Source organism: Collinsella sp. AF05-9, assembly GCF_003465595.1.
Lineage (GTDB): Bacteria > Actinomycetota > Coriobacteriia > Coriobacteriales > Coriobacteriaceae > Collinsella.
Genome location: NZ_QSBB01000014.1, coordinates 17,620 through 31,853, shown reverse-complemented (window position 1 = coordinate 31,853; position 14,234 = coordinate 17,620). Strand labels below are relative to the sequence as shown.

Annotated in this window: 12 protein-coding genes and 1 pseudogene; 3 read left to right on the top strand and 10 right to left on the bottom strand. The window is 60.3% G+C overall.

From position 1 onward, the window contains the following. Positions 1–9: 9 nt before the first annotated feature. From DWV43_RS10345 to DWV43_RS05700, 5 genes and pseudogenes are all read right to left on the bottom strand, one after another. The gene (locus DWV43_RS10345) at positions 10–237 is read right to left on the bottom strand and encodes a hypothetical protein (RefSeq protein WP_233539212.1); all 228 of its coding nucleotides are present in this window, start codon (positions 235–237) and stop codon (positions 10–12) included. Positions 238–301: 64 nt separating this feature from the next. Continuing rightward, a pseudogene (locus DWV43_RS05715) lies at positions 302–889 on the bottom strand (fused MFS/spermidine synthase); the annotation flags it as partial. Further along, positions 890–2,797 (bottom strand): elongator complex protein 3, encoded by a 1,908-nt coding sequence (locus DWV43_RS05710; protein ID WP_117817301.1) that lies wholly within the window; start codon positions 2,795–2,797, stop codon positions 890–892. 97 nt (positions 2,798–2,894) lie between these two features. Further along, positions 2,895–3,797 carry a DUF4097 family beta strand repeat-containing protein gene (locus DWV43_RS05705; protein ID WP_117817300.1) on the bottom strand — a complete coding sequence of 301 codons (903 nt, stop codon included), beginning with the start codon at positions 3,795–3,797 and terminating at the stop codon, positions 2,895–2,897. Then, complete coding sequence (locus DWV43_RS05700; RefSeq protein WP_117817299.1) at positions 3,794–4,516, bottom strand: helix-turn-helix domain-containing protein; 723 nt, start codon at positions 4,514–4,516, stop codon at positions 3,794–3,796. The genes DWV43_RS05705 and DWV43_RS05700 overlap by 4 nt, the downstream gene beginning before the upstream one ends. Positions 4,517–4,783: 267 nt before the next feature. Here DWV43_RS05700 and DWV43_RS05695 point away from each other — a divergent pair, with 267 nt between their 5' ends. The 3 genes from DWV43_RS05695 (at position 4,784) to DWV43_RS05685 (ending at position 9,604) form a co-directional block, all read left to right on the top strand. Then, entirely contained in the window at positions 4,784–5,656 is an 873-nt protein-coding gene (locus DWV43_RS05695; RefSeq protein WP_117817298.1) for a hypothetical protein, read from the top strand. 117 nt (positions 5,657–5,773) lie between these two features. After that, entirely contained in the window at positions 5,774–6,613 is an 840-nt protein-coding gene (locus DWV43_RS05690; RefSeq protein ID WP_117817297.1) for a tRNA (guanosine(46)-N(7))-methyltransferase TrmB, read from the top strand. 309 nt (positions 6,614–6,922) lie between these two features. Continuing rightward, positions 6,923–9,604, top strand: a complete 2,682-nt coding sequence (locus DWV43_RS05685; protein ID WP_117817296.1) for an RNA helicase — start codon at positions 6,923–6,925, stop codon at positions 9,602–9,604. Positions 9,605–9,683: 79 nt separating this feature from the next. Here the strand turns inward: DWV43_RS05685 and DWV43_RS05680 are convergent, their stop codons facing one another. The 5 genes from DWV43_RS05680 to DWV43_RS05660 form a co-directional block, all read right to left on the bottom strand. After that, complete coding sequence (locus DWV43_RS05680) at positions 9,684–11,441, bottom strand: DUF2130 domain-containing protein (RefSeq protein WP_117817295.1); 1,758 nt, start codon at positions 11,439–11,441, stop codon at positions 9,684–9,686. A 150-nt stretch (positions 11,442–11,591) separates the two neighbouring features. Then, on the bottom strand, positions 11,592–12,137 hold the full coding sequence (locus DWV43_RS05675; RefSeq protein ID WP_233539210.1) for a metallophosphoesterase: 546 nt from the start codon (positions 12,135–12,137) through the stop codon (positions 11,592–11,594). 66 nt (positions 12,138–12,203) lie between these two features. Further along, positions 12,204–12,383 (bottom strand): hypothetical protein, encoded by a 180-nt coding sequence (locus tag DWV43_RS05670; protein ID WP_117817294.1) that lies wholly within the window; start codon positions 12,381–12,383, stop codon positions 12,204–12,206. A gap of 18 nt (positions 12,384–12,401) precedes the next feature. After that, a complete protein-coding gene (locus DWV43_RS05665; protein WP_117817293.1) occupies positions 12,402–12,728 on the bottom strand; it encodes an HIRAN domain-containing protein in 327 nt (108 codons plus the stop codon). A gap of 123 nt (positions 12,729–12,851) precedes the next feature. Beyond that, positions 12,852–14,231: an aldehyde dehydrogenase gene (locus tag DWV43_RS05660; protein WP_117817292.1), complete on the bottom strand. Its 1,380-nt coding sequence runs from the start codon at positions 14,229–14,231 to the stop codon at positions 12,852–12,854. Positions 14,232–14,234: the final 3 nt, after the last annotated feature.

Here is a 14,234-nt window from a genome sequence, read left to right as displayed (position 1 = left end):
CGGGGAGACTTACTTGTCGTGAAGGACGGTGCCGAGGAAGTCGGTGTCGAAGGGCACGGCTTCGGCAAAGGCGTAGTCGCCGTCGCTGGCGATGAGCAGGTAGTTTTCCTCGCCGCTGAACTTCGCATCGCCACATGGGACCACCCAGGCGTGGACGAATACCTCGAGTGCCGTGGCAGCGCAGTCGCGAAGGAACGTCACATCGCTCCCCTCGTTTGCGCTCACGATATTGGCCACGTAGATACCCCCCGGGGTTCAGGCTGCCCCGCACCAGGCGCAGCGCCTCAACGGTCGCCAGCTCGCGCACGGGCTCGGCACCGCCAAAGTAATCGCTCACGACCACGTCATAGCGACGATGGCCCACGCTCGTCACACCCAGATACGAGCGAGCCTCAGCGGTAATCACCCGCAGGCGATCGCCCACCGCGTGCTCCAGTTCATCCAGATAGAACCAACGGCGCGCCAAGCGCGTTATCTCTCCGTCATACTCGATGACGTCCATGCGCAGGACCTTGTGCGACATCAGCGCAAATTTGGGATAGGCAAACCCGCCGCCACCTAGCATAAGCATACGGTTGATACCGTGACCATAAGCGTCGCGCATCGCATCCTCGGCCTCAAACACGTCGTCAAACGCGCGATAGTACGCAAAGACGGGCTCCGCCCAGCGCTCGCCAACGTAACTCGCGCTTTGGTAGACGCTGCCTTGCACCAATACGCGAACTTCGTCGCCGCCCTCATCGTGCACGCGCTTCACACGTGCCAGCCCATTGCGGGTCCTCGCGACCTGCAGACAGGCAGCACGAACAGCGACAGCGGCCGCACCAAGCGCCGCGGCTCCCAGAGCAACGCCGGCAACGACGCCGGCAGAAACACTCGGCTTGTTCATCTAGAGCTCCTTTTGCAGATAAAGGCCATGGTCATAAAATCCAAGATGGCGATAGTACTCGCGCGTACCGATCGCGCTGATCACGTTGATGTACGTATAGCCAGCGTCCCGAGCTATCTGGCACGCACGCTCCACGAGCAAACGTCCCAATCCATGGTGCTGCGCTGCCTGGCCCTGATCGCCCACACGTGCCGCCATACCATAAACGTGCACCTCACGAATCATCGCCTCGTCCGGCATCGTCGGCAGCTCGTCCGCATGTGCGGCAACAAAAGCGCGATCGGGCAGCGACAACCGCAAAAAGCCCGCGATCTTGCCCCGCGGCGTCACCCACTGCAAAAAGCGCTCGTAAGTCACCGGCGTCTCGTACGCTACTTCCTCATCAAGAGATAGCTTATCCAAGTCGGCACCCGCCGTGCTGATCTCGCGATAGCGAATCTCACGCACCGTCGCACCGTCACCCCGAGCAGCCAGGCGGTTCTCGACGAGCTGACGCAGGTTGGGCTTCTTGTTGCCCACCATGATGTCATCGGAACTAAAGTCGCGAATCATGCGGCTAATGCGGCAGAACGCCGGCGTCACCACGATGTCGTCGGCCAATACATCGAGCAGCTCTTCCTCGGTATAGGGGCGCCACTCGCCACGCTCGTAACAACCCACCAGGCGCGAACCCTCGATGAGCGCACACGGGTAGACCTTGACCTCGTCGGGCATAAAGGCCCCTTCGGCCATAAAGCGCTCGTAGTCGCGCTTGTCCCCCTCAGGCGTGGCGCCCAGCAAGTTGAGCATAAAATGCGCGTGGATTTTAAAGCCAAACAGGCGCGCGAGCGAAAACGCCCGCTCGATCTGCGCCACCGAAATGCGACGTTCGTTGATATCGAGCAAATGCTGGTCGAGGCTCTGGATACCCATCTGAATCTTGGTGCAGCCCAGGCGGCGGATGAGTGTGAGCGCCTGCGGTGTCACAGCATCGGGGCGCGTCTCGATAACGAGCCCCACCACGCGATGCTTCGCCGTCTCGTTGATGCGCTGCTGCCGCTCGAGTTCCTCCATCGTGGCGGTCTGCCACTCGGCAACCTCGCCCCACGGCGTGCCAGGGCCGTACAGACGACGCACCGCGCGGTTGTAGCCGCCCACAGCAACATCCACGTGCTCTTGCTCGTCGGCAACACCGCTCGCAAGCTCGGCCTCGTCGGTCGCAATGCCGGCAGCCCGATAGCGCTCGCGGCGCTCTGTTACCACCGGCGGCAGGGCATCGGCGGGAGCATCATCGAGCAGGCGCCCTGCCTCGGCACGGCTGATGCCCGGACGCGCCAACATGGGGTTTGCCGCCACGCCGGCGACGGCATCGTCATTGAGCGCACGGAAGAGCTCCGACATAAACCATGCCTGATACCCTTGCGGATAGTCGCTCCAGGTACCACCGAGCACGATGAGCTCTATCTTGTCGGTCGCATGCCCCATCTGCGAAAGCGCGGTCAGACGAGCGCTCACCTGCAGATACGGATCGAAGCAGTTTTGCTCCGCACGGGCACACGCCGGCTCAGCGTGCAGATAGCTCTTGGGCATGCGCAGATCGTTGGGACAAAATAGGCAATCGCCCGAGCATGGCCAGGGCTTGGTGATAACGGTAATGGTCGCCACGCCCGAAGCCGTGCGGCGCGGCTTCATGCGCAGCACCTGCAGCAGTTGGCGTTCCAGATCGGAATCGACATTCCACGCAGCCCACCGAGCCGGCTCCTCACGTTTAACCCGCTGGTAGAACGGCAGCAGACGGCGCTTGGCCAAATCGCGTTTGTCGGCACCCTCACGGCGCGCCTCGGCATGTATCAGTTTGACGAGCGCCTTGTCGTCCACGGTCTCACCGCGACGCAGAGCCTCGAGTATGTTCAAGATAATCTGTTCCATGCCCCCATTGTAAAGGCAAAGGCGCCGGAGCCGTGACGGGCTCCGGCGCCTCCATCAAAGAGCGTGCCTATATGTACCGATCTCCGAAAACCTCATGTCACTCCGGATCAAACGACATGTCGCCCGAACCGACCTTAAAACGATACGTGGCTGACTTATCACCGTTGTCGAATTCAAGATTCAATATGGTCTCGCCATCGTAGCCAAGCGGAAGGAAATCGCTCTCGAAGTCACCACTGCCCACGGTGAGGCTCGCCTTAAAGCCCGTAGAGTTTGGAACCGTTATCTCCACATCGCCCGAGTCCACGCTTACGTCCATCGACTTCGCGGGGGCCTGGTAGAGCTCGAACGTCACATCGCCCGAACCGACCTCAGCACTGAGCGCATCAGTCACGCTGCCTGTAAACTCTACATCTCCCGCACCCAGGAAAAGGTCAAAACCATCACAGATGACACCGGCAATCTGCAAATCACCCGAGCCCACGTGCGCGTTGATCCCCTTCAGATGTTCGGCAACACGGCGCGGCAGCTCAACCGTAACCGAGCGATCGATTGCCTTACCGTCATCACTTCCAAACTGGGAAACCTTAAGCGTCGAGTCCTCGACGGATGCGATGTTTTGCGCCGCGGCCTTGGAGGCATCCATACCCTTGGCAACGCGCCCCCGCTCGATAACGCGAGCCTTGTTGCCATCAACAACCTTGACGTCCACCGAACCCGCATTGATATCGAAATCGAGGTAGCGGAACATATCGGCATCAAAAGTCGTACTCGAAAGCTGCTGAGGCTGAGCGGAATAGCCGCCGCCATCGTTCATAAAATCGTCATCGTCAACCACATCGTCCCTACCGGACAGGCCGGATACAACATCGTCGAGATCCCACGGGCCATCAAAATGAATCAATGTCCGCGAAACGCCAAATACAAGCCCAACAATGAGCACGAACGCTCCGATGCCAACGCTCAAGCGTACCTTGGATTCATGCGAAAGCTTCATCATTCATCACCCTCTTTGGCGATCGGGCCAGCGGTAGTCGCGGTAGCCACGCCAGCATCAACCGCAGCGGAAGCATCCTGCACCTGAGTCCTAGCCGTCACCGGTGCCGAACCAACCTGAATATCCCCGCGCGCCCAATCACCATCGAGTGCACGCGCCACCCAGTGATAGATGGGAATCGTAAAGAAGATCAGCGCGGCAAAGGGGCCGGCACCAAACGGGAACATCAGCAAAAAGAACAGCAGCCAACACACAGCCCAATACGGGAACGACTGGAACGGGCCCTTCACCGGAGTCGAGCCAACCGCACCGCCACTCGTCGCCTGCGCCGTAGCGGCATTGGCGGCCTGTGCACTCCAGCTTGCCGCTTGCGCCGCCTTGGCCGCAGCATCACTCGCCTGCGTTGCCGCCTCGGTAGCGCGTGCCGCCGCCTCGTGGGTACGGGCACGCTCCGCCGCCTCGGCCTCGCGCTGACGGGCGCGGTCCTCGTTCTCAAACTCGATATCGTCCTCGATCTCATCGCTCGGATTGAGCAGCTCATCCAGACTCACACCATAGAGCTTGGCGAGCGAAATCAGGTTCTCGGTATCGGGCGAGCTCTCCGCGCGCTCCCATTTGCTGACCGCTTGGCGCGACAGTCCCAGCTTTCGTGCCAGCCCTTCTTGACTAAAGCCTTTGCTGCGGCGAAGGTCGGCGAGCCGCTGCGCAGTTTCTACATTCATGGTTCCTCCTATGTGATGCCAGCCGTGCCGCCGGACCGTTTTTGTTCTTAAGGCGCCTTGCACAGTTAAAAATCTATCCGCCACCGCCAAAAGCACGCCACCTATTCTAGTGAGATTTTTGACAACCGGCGGTTGCGAGTGCATATGAGCTGCGGAAATGTGTCCAAACAAAGCAATGACCCGTAGCTTGGTTGTCCCCGTTGCGGCGTTAACGGTAGTATGGTCGTACTGTTTATTCCGCACCGCCAACGAAGGGAGTTCCGCGCCGTGAACCGCGATTTCGCCTCGTCGCTCATCCAGCTCAACAACACGTTCTATCGCGAGCACTCCGCCTCCTTCTCCGATACGCGCCAGGCCCCGTGGCCCGGCTGGGTGCGCACCATGGACATCGCGCTCGAACAGCTCGATGTCGCCACGATTGAGCATCCCGTCCGCGTCTTCGATCTTGCCTGCGGCAATATGCGATTCGAGAACTTTGCCGCCGGCGGCGCACTTGCCGCCAAGGGCGTCGACGGCGCAAACCCCTCGGCAGATGCCAGCTGCCCGTTTGAGTTCTACGGCGTCGACTCGTGCCAAGACCTGGCCATCGATGCACATGGCCACGCGCTGCGCATTCCCAACCTGCACTTCCAGGAACTCGATGTGCTCGATGCCCTCATGAAGCTCAACCCCGCCGAGACACCCGATGTGCTTTTCGACGCCCCGCTCGCCGAAATATCGGTCTGTTTTGGCTTTATGCACCACGTGCCGTCATGCGAGTACCGCGTACGCGTGCTCGACGCCCTGGTGCGTCAGACACGCCCGGGCGGCATCATCGCCATCAGCTTTTGGGAGTTTATGAACGACGAGCGCATGGCGCGCAAGGCCGTTCGAGCCGAAGCCCGCGCCGAGCTCACCCCACCGTTTGAGGGTTACGATTCCGCGCAGTTTGAAGCCGGCGACCACCTCATTGGCTGGCAAAACGACCGCCACGCCTACCGCTATTGCCATCACTTTGACGATCAGCAGATCACCGATCTGGTGCGTGGCGTCCGTACGTTCTACAAGAGCGGCGAGGTCCCCGTGCGCGAGCTTGAGCGCTTCCATGCCGACGGTCGCAGCGGCGATCTCAACCGCTATGTGATTCTCAAGCGCCTGTAGGCATCGACAACTCGCCGCCGAGCCGCATCGCATCTTTTGGGCAAGCTATGCCCGCCCTTTTCAACCCATTGACGGAACGCGTAGCTATGCGTTCCATACTTATGACCAAGGAGCCTCATGGGAGCCGTTCACGTTCGCACCCCTAAGAACTTTGTGCTCGAGGAGCGCCTGGAGCGCTACGCCAATGCGATTGAGACGAACCCCGAGGCCTATGTCGGAGATTGGCGCGCGGCTTGCGCGCCAGTTGGCAGCAAGCCTTTCGAACACCTGCACCTGGATCTTGGCTGCGGCAAGGGAACCTACCTTGTAGAGCGCGCGGTCAACGAGCCAAACACGCTCTTTATCGGTATGGACCAGGAGCCCATCTGCATCGCCTATGCCGCGCAGAAAATCTGCGAGCAGGAACTGACCAACGCACTCGTCCTGCCCCGAGGCGCTGCATCGCTGCCGCAGCTGTTTGCCGCAGGCGAGCTCGATGCCATCACCATCAACTTTCCCACGCCGCAGCCCAAGGCCAAATACGCCAAAAAACGACTCGTCCATGTCGACCATTTGATGCTCTACCGCCCGCTCTTTGCAGCCGGCGCCACCGTCACGCTGCGCACCGACAGCAAGCCACTACGCGACTACGCCCTGGGGCAGTTTGCCGCGGCCGGCTACGACACGCTGTGGGCAAGTGACGACGTCCGTCGCGACCATCCCGAGCACCCCGAGACCGAATACGAGCAGCGCACCCGCGATATGGGTGCCGTCGTCTATGGCATTTGCGCCACACCCGGCGCGCAGCCCACCGACGAACAGCTCACAGCGGGTCGCATGCAGGAGCAAAGTCTTGCCTGCTACCTGCCCGATAACCTCGATGAGCTCACCTATGTGCCTCTGGGCATGGAAGAAGCCGTCGAGAACTTTAGAAACCGCGCCCGCAAGGGCAAGAAGCGCTTACCGCAGGAGTCCTAGGGGCTTCTGATGGTCGCGGCATCGGCAGACAAGCGCAAATAAGCGCCAGCGAACGATCCTCAGACCTAAGTGAGTAGACTTTTTAGCAATAGCCAAGCACAACCCGCATAGCGAAAACTAAAACCGCAGGTAGAGCCCTTGCGCAAAAGCCATGTGCTCGCGATATTGCAAAAAGTCTACTCACTTAGCTGGCAACTGCACCAAACGGCTGGGCAGAACGCCCATTTCCTGCATTTTCTCGCGCGCTGGCACCCCGCGCCGCCGCTACGCCATAATAGTTGGCGGACAATCGCGAGAGAAAGCAAACACATGGCACAGACCACGACAGATACCGCCGCCAGCACCGTCTCCGGCGCCGGCGCCGCCAGCTCATTCTCGGGCGGCACGGGAACCGAGGCAGAGTTCGGTTCGCTCGGCGCGCTCTCCCCCACCTGGTGGGAGCCCGAGGACGGCAGCGAGCCCGAACCATGGCTCACGCCCGATCAAGCCTTCGAACGCTTCTTTGAATGGACGAGCAATCGCGGCATTGAGCTGTGGGATCACCAGGAAGAAGCCCTCATGGATCTGGCTGCCGGCGATCACGTCATTTTAGGCACACCGACCGGATCGGGTAAATCTCTCGTCGCGCTGGGCATGCTCTTTATGGGCATGGCGCAGGGCAAACGTTGCTATTACACGGCCCCCATCAAGGCCTTGGTCAGCGAAAAGTTCTTCGACCTGGTACAGGTGCTCGGCCGCGATAACGTAGGCATGATCACCGGCGACACGCATATCAACACCAAGGCGCCCGTCATCTGCTGCACGGCAGAGATCCTTGCCAACGATGCACTGCGTGAGGGCGAGGACGCCGACGTGGGCTGCGTGGCCATGGACGAGTTCCACTACTTTGCCGACCCCGATCGCGGCTGGGCCTGGCAGGTGCCGCTGCTCACCCTGCCCCACACGCAATTCATGCTCATGAGCGCCACGCTCGGCGATGTCACCGCGATCGCCGCCTCGCTCGAGGAACACACCGGCGCTACCTGCGACTTGGTCGTCGATGCCCCACGCCCCGTGCCGCTGAGCTACGACTACGTGACGACCTCGCTTGAGGGCACCGTCGAGCTCGCAATGCGCCGCGGCGAGGCCCCGCTCTACATCGTGCACTTTAGCCAGGACGCCGCACTTGCGACGGCGCAATCCCTCGCCAACTTTGGTATTGCCAGCAAGGAGCAGCGCGAGGCCATCAAGGAGGCGGCCAAGGGCACGAGCTTCTCGACGGCCTTCGGCAAGATCCTCAAGCGCTTGCTCGGCTGCGGCGTCGGCGTGCACCATGCTGGCATGTTGCCGCGCTATCGCCTGCTGGTCGAGCGCTTGGCGCAGCAGGGCCTGCTGCCCGTCATCTGCGGTACCGATACGCTCGGCGTCGGCATCAACGTACCCATCCATACCGTGGTGCTCACCGCGCTCACCAAGTTCGACGGCTACAAGATGCGTCGCCTGCGCGCCCGTGAGTTTCATCAGATCGCTGGTCGCGCCGGTCGCTCGGGCTTCGATACCGAGGGCATGGTGATCGCCGAGGCACCCGAGCACGAGATCGAGAATGCCAAGCTTATGGCCAAGGCGGGCGACGATCCCAAAAAGCTCCGCAAGATTAAAAAGAAGAAGGCCCCCGAGGGCTTTGTCACCTGGAACAAGCAGACCTTTGAGCGCCTGTTCGAGACGCAGCCCGAAACACTCAAGCCGCGCCTTCGCATCACACACTCCATGGTGATTAGCGTGGTCGAGCAGGGCGGCGACGCTCGCGCCCGCGTGCACGACCTCATAGAGACAAGCCTGCAAACGCCCGAGGAAAAGGCGAAGCTCGAGGTTCGTGCCGACGAGATCTTCGCCACGCTCATCGACTCCGGCGTCGTCGTGCGCACCGAGGTGCCGCCCGCACCCGACACCCCGACTGACGCCGCACCAGACATCGACTATGCGCTGACGGTCGATCTGCCCGAGGACTTCGCGCTCGATCAGCCGCTCTCGCCGTTCTTACTTGCCGCATTGGAGCTGCTCGATCCCGAGAGCGAGACCTATACCATGGATCTGATCTCAATGGTCGAGGCAACGCTCGAGGATCCCAAGCAGGTGCTGCGCGCACAGGAGCGCGCCGCACGCGATCGCGCTATGGCCGAGATGAAAGCCGACGGCATTGAATATGAGGAGCGTCTGGAGCGCATTCAAGACGTCACGTATGAAAAGCCGCTCGAGGATTTGCTCGACGCCGCCTTTGACAAGTACTGCCAGGAAGTGCCCTGGGCCAACGACTATCAGCTCTCTCCCAAGAGCGTCCTGCGCGATATGCTCGAAAGCGCGAGCGATTTTAAGGGCTACATTCAAAAGCTCGGCATCGCCCGCTCCGAGGGCATTTTGCTGCGCTACCTGGCAGAGGCCTATCGTTCGCTCGACCGCACCGTGCCCATCGAGAAGCGCGACGAACGCCTGCGCGACATTATCTCGTGGCTGGGCTTTGTGGTGCGCTCGGTGGACTCGAGCCTGGTAGACGAGTGGGAGAACGCCGGCAACCCGGCAGCCCTCGATGCCGCACCGCCACAGGGCATCGACGAGGTCGTGGCGGACCGCCGAGGCTGCACGTTGCTGGTGCGCAACGCACTCTTCCGCCGCGTGACCCTTGCCGCTCGCGAGCACGTTCGCGACCTGGGCGAGCTCGACGACGACTGGGGCATGAGCGAGATCCGCTGGCAAAAAGCACTCGACGCTTACCACGAGCAGCACGAGGAAATCCTCACCAACGGCGACGCCCGCAGCGCCGCGATGTTTTCCATTGACGAGTCCGACGAGAAGACCGCGCACGTATGGCACGTGCACCAGATCTTTGCCGACGAGGATGGCGACCACGATTTTGGCATCATGGGCGATGTCGATCTGGACGCCACGCAAGACGGCGGCGAGGTCATCTTCAAAAACTACCGCGTCGGCTTTATCGAGGACCTGCTCGAGGACTAGCCGAACATACTGGAACGAAACGAAGCGGGGCCGTTGGCAATATCGCCAGCGGCCCCGCTTTTGCACGATCCGCTATGCCCTACTCGGCATCCTCGACCTCATACGAATCCGCCTCGGCCGGCTTATCGTTTGTCTCTGACGCAGCCCCGCGCGCCTCGTCAAACGCCGCCTTCATGGTCTTGTTGCCCCACGTGAGCTTGCGAATGGTAAGATCGTCGGCTTTCTTGTTGGCTAGGCGCAGATTGTTCTCGGAGGACAGCAACGCCTCCTTGGTTTTCTGTAGATGGCTAATCGTCTTGTCGATCTCATCAATCGCCGTTTGGAACTTGCGGCTCGCGATCTCGTAGTTGCGACCGAAATCATTCTTGAACTTTTCCATCTTGGCTTCGAAGTTCGTGACGTCGATATTCTGCTGTTTGTACTCCGCCAGCTCCTGCTTATAGCGAAGCGAACCCATGGCGGCGTTGCGCAGCAGCGTGATCATGGGAATGAAGAACTGCGGGCGGATTACGTACATCTTCTCGTAGCGATAGCTCACGTCCACGATGCCGGCGTTGTAAAGCTCGCTCTCGGGCTCGAGCAGCGTGCAGAGCACCGCGTACTCACAGCCTTTCTGGCGACGATCGTGATCGAGTTTCTTAAAGAAGTCCTCGTTTTTATGCTTGGTCGCAGTCTCGTCGTTCTCGTTTTTCATCTCGAACATAATCGAAATGACCTCGTTGCCGCTCGCATCGCACTCGCGGAAGATAAAGTCGCCCTTGGTACCCTCGGACGCATCGTTATCTTTCTCGAAGTACGCGTTGGGAAACGCCGTCATGCGCAGACGGTTGAACTCAGTCTCGCAGTGCTGCTCGAGCGACTCGCCCACCATCTTGGTGGACAGGCGGACCTTCATGTCCTTAAGGCGCTCAATCTCTTCATCCTTGTAGCGAATCAGGTCATCGCTCGCGCGCTTGGCCTGCGCGAGCTCGAGCTCGTGTGCCGCCTTGGCTTGCTCCTCGCGAGAATCGCGCACCGCCAGCTCGCTCGTCAGCTTGGCACGTGCCTCATCGCGCTCTCGTTCCGCCGCGGCGACCGCCTCCGACAGGTTCATTTTTGCCTTCAGCTCCTGCTCGCGCAGCTGCGCACGCAGGCCCTCGGCCTCCTGCTCAGACTGAGCCTTTGCGGCGGAAAACTTCTCCTGTACCGTCGCACGGTAGTCAGCAAGTGCGCGCTCGGCCTCGCTGCGAGCGGCATCGAGCTCACGCTGCGACTCGGCCGCAGCAGCGGCAAGCGCCATCTCCTGGGCCCTGTCCGCCGCGGCAAGTCTGGCCTGCAGCTCGGCAATCTGCGCATCGCGTGTGGCTAAATCGTTTTGAGCGGCATTGCGCGCCGAAGCCTCGGCAAGCTTGGCTTCGTCATCCTTGCGTCCCAGCTGCGCACGCAAATTGTCGATCTCGCGCTGAAGCTCGGCATTCTCCTTTTGAGCGTCGGCACGGGCCTCAACCGCCGCGCGCTGGCTTGCGCTCTCGCGCTCTGCGGCAGCGCCCTCGAGCTTGGCGCGCAGCTCGTAAAGCTCGGCATCGCGCTTGGCAACCTCTTGTGCCAGCTGTTGAGCTGCAGCGTTCTTCTGCTCGGTAAGTTGAGCGTTGCGCTGAGACTCTGCCTTTTGCAAGGCAGCCGTCGAAAGCGAGCGCTCAAGCTCCAGCGCCTGCTCGCCCTCACGCTGGACTGCCTTCACACGCTCATCCAGGTCGCGCGAAAACTCGGCATTGCGCACTTGTTTGACAATCTCCGCATAGCCGGACGCATCGACCTTAAAAACTTCGCCACAATGCGGGCACTTGATCTCGTTCATAGCAGCTCCTCGATGGACGCAAATTTCAACCGCCTACACTCTACCGCGCCGCACGGACAAAAAAGGCGCCGCTGCCATAATGGCAACGGCGCCAGAACCACCGCAAAGGGGACAGGCACCTTTGTGGTGGTTTGTGCGGTGGTTCGAGAATTACAGTCCAAAAAAACCGAGAATCTGGTCACGGCTTACGGGCTTGTAATCGTTGGCGTCGAGGCCGACATCGTAACGAAAGATGGGGCGCTCGCGGTCGCGATTGCGCGCGTTGGTGCGGTCTCCTCTGCTGTGGATATGCCCGTGCAGCATGATGGCGCCGCGCGCCTTGCCATTCCAACTGAGCATGGGGTAATGGCTCATCACCAGGCGATGACCCTTGGCATAGCCGGGAGCAATCTCCAGGTAATCGCGCACGTCTTCCCAAATCTGCGGTGCGTCGGGATCTTCCCAGTCGCCGTCATGGTTGCCACGGATAAGCGTCACATTCTTGCATTCGATACGCTCGCGCAGGCGCACAGCATCCGCCAGGGGCAAACGATAGGTAAAGTCACCCAGAATATGGAGGCGATCATCCGCAGCCACGCACTCATTGATGGCATCGATGACCTTGCGATTCATCTCCTCGACCGAGCCAAACGGCCGGTCCATGTCGTGCAAGATATTCGTATCGCCCAAGTGCAGGTCGGCGGTAAACCACATCATCGTCTCTGTCCTCATTTCGCAACGCATCAAACTCGTGCTAAGTATACAGACACAGCGATGCGGCGGTTAGCCAAAGAGCCCGCCGAACAGACCGCGTCGGCGCTTGTCTTGCTTTTTCGAAGCGTCGCCCTGAGTTTTCTTACCCTGCCGTTTCTTGCGGTCCTGCTCCAACTCATCGTCATCGAGCAGCATATCCCACTCAAACGGATCATCTGTCAGATCTAACAGGTCATCGTCATCAAACATGACCGCCTCCATCGCCGACTAGCGAGCATCCACCACATAGAGCCCAACGCGCACCTGATGCCACGGGCTGCGCTCGGGGGCAACCTGTTGCACGAGGGCCTCAAATACGTCTTCGTGGCCGTAATACATCATCAAGGACAGCGGGCCGACCTCGTTTCCCGGAACATAGCCAAGCTTGGTGTTGCCGTAATAGATCGCAACCGCCTCGGGGTCATGGGGATTATCGCGCTCGGCACACAGCGTCAGCTTATCGCCCACTTTAAGATCGCCCAAGACCAAGGCGCCATCGGCATACTGAAATCCTGCAATATGAAACGACAAAAGAACACGTGAAGGCTCGTACATGGCAACTCCTCTAACGGCTGGATAAACCAGCGTTTAACCTTACAGAGAAGTCTACGAACTCGCGCGGCCACAAATTCGCCCCACCCGCGCCTTTTCGACCGTTTGTCGCTATGCCATCTGATTCTAATGCACAAACATGCGCACGAACTTGTGCTTCCAGCTTGCATAAGGGGCATAGCGGAATGGCACGTCCAGCCATGTTGCTTTGTTCACGATGCTCTTCTTGTGGCTAAACGTATCGAAGCTCTCGCGGCCATGGTACTGGCCCATACCGCTCGCACCCATGCCGCCAAAGCCCATATGGCTCGTAGCCAAGTGCATGATCGTGTCGTTGACGCAGCCACCACCAAAGGGCACGCAGCGCACAAAGCGCTGCTGAGCCGCACGGTCCTGGCTAAAGATATACAGGGCCAGCGGCGTCGGACGATCCGTAACAAACGTCTCGGCCTCGTCTAAGCTCTCAAACGTCAGCACCGGCAAGATGGGACCGAAGATCTCCTCCTGCATCACGGCGTCATCGAGGGTCACACCGTCCAAAATCGTCGGCTCAATCTTGAGCGAAGCCTCGCGTGCGGCACCCCCAAGCACGACCTTATCGGGATCAATCAACCCGCGCACGCGCGCAAAATGCTTGGCGTTGACGATATGCCCGTAGTCCTCGTTATCGAGCGGATGTTCACCAAACATACGGCGGGCCTCTTCCTTGATAAGGCCCAGCAGCTCGTCGTGCACGCGCGCATCGACCAGCAGGTAGTCGGGCGCCACGCAGGTCTGCCCCACGTTGAGCCATTTACCAAAGGCGATACGCCGCGCCGCGACCTTCAAGTTTGCCGTCGCATCCACGATGCAGGGACTCTTTCCGCCCAGCTCAAGCGTCACGGGCGTCAGGTTTTTACTTGCGCGCTCCATGACGAGCTTGCCGACCGGAACGCTACCGGTAAAGAAAACCTTGTCCCAGCACTCATCGAGCAGTGCTTCGTTCTCGGCACGGCCGCCTTCTACAACCGTCACCAGGCGCGGATCAAATGCCTCTTCGCAGATTTGCTTGAGCACCGCGCTCGATCCCGGGGCATAGGCGCTCGGCTTGATGACCACGGTATTGCCCGCGGCAAGGGCTCCAGCGAGCGGCTCGAGCGTCAACAAAAACGGATAGTTCCATGGAGCCATGATGAGCGTGACGCCATAGGGCACGGCCTGCGTCTTACACACGCTCACGGCGTTGGCGAGGTCGCACGGGCGCAGGCGCGGGCGACTCCATCGAGCAACATGCGCAATCTGATGTCGAATCTCGGAAAGCGACGTGCCGATCTCGCACATATAGGCCTCGTCATGCGACTTCCCCAAATCGGTCTTGAGCGCATGGGCGATATCGGCCTCGTGGGCCCGCACCGCATCGCGTAAACTCACGAGCGCGCGACGTCGAGCATCGACATCAAACGTGGCGTGCGTCTTAAAGTAGGCGCGCTGATCGCCGACGATGCGCGCAATTTCCTCGGTGTTCATGGA

What these genes read in the sequence shown, in the direction of transcription:
- DWV43_RS05710 (WP_117817301.1), bottom strand. Translation starts at nt 2,797, where the DNA reads ATGGAACAGATTATCTTGAACATACTCGAGGCTCTGCGTCGCGGTGAG.
- DWV43_RS05705 (WP_117817300.1), bottom strand. Translation starts at nt 3,797, where the DNA reads ATGATGAAGCTTTCGCATGAATCCAAGGTACGCTTGAGCGTTGGCATC.
- DWV43_RS05700 (WP_117817299.1), bottom strand. Translation starts at nt 4,516, where the DNA reads ATGAATGTAGAAACTGCGCAGCGGCTCGCCGACCTTCGCCGCAGCAAA.
- DWV43_RS05690 (WP_117817297.1), top strand. Translation starts at nt 5,774, where the DNA reads ATGGGAGCCGTTCACGTTCGCACCCCTAAGAACTTTGTGCTCGAGGAG.
- DWV43_RS05685 (WP_117817296.1), top strand. Translation starts at nt 6,923, where the DNA reads ATGGCACAGACCACGACAGATACCGCCGCCAGCACCGTCTCCGGCGCC.
- DWV43_RS05680 (WP_117817295.1), bottom strand. Translation starts at nt 11,441, where the DNA reads ATGAACGAGATCAAGTGCCCGCATTGTGGCGAAGTTTTTAAGGTCGAT.
- DWV43_RS05675 (WP_233539210.1), bottom strand. Translation starts at nt 12,137, where the DNA reads ATGATGTGGTTTACCGCCGACCTGCACTTGGGCGATACGAATATCTTG.
- DWV43_RS05670 (WP_117817294.1), bottom strand. Translation starts at nt 12,383, where the DNA reads ATGTTTGATGACGATGACCTGTTAGATCTGACAGATGATCCGTTTGAG.
- DWV43_RS05665 (WP_117817293.1), bottom strand. Translation starts at nt 12,728, where the DNA reads ATGTACGAGCCTTCACGTGTTCTTTTGTCGTTTCATATTGCAGGATTT.
- DWV43_RS05660 (WP_117817292.1), bottom strand. Translation starts at nt 14,231, where the DNA reads ATGAACACCGAGGAAATTGCGCGCATCGTCGGCGATCAGCGCGCCTAC.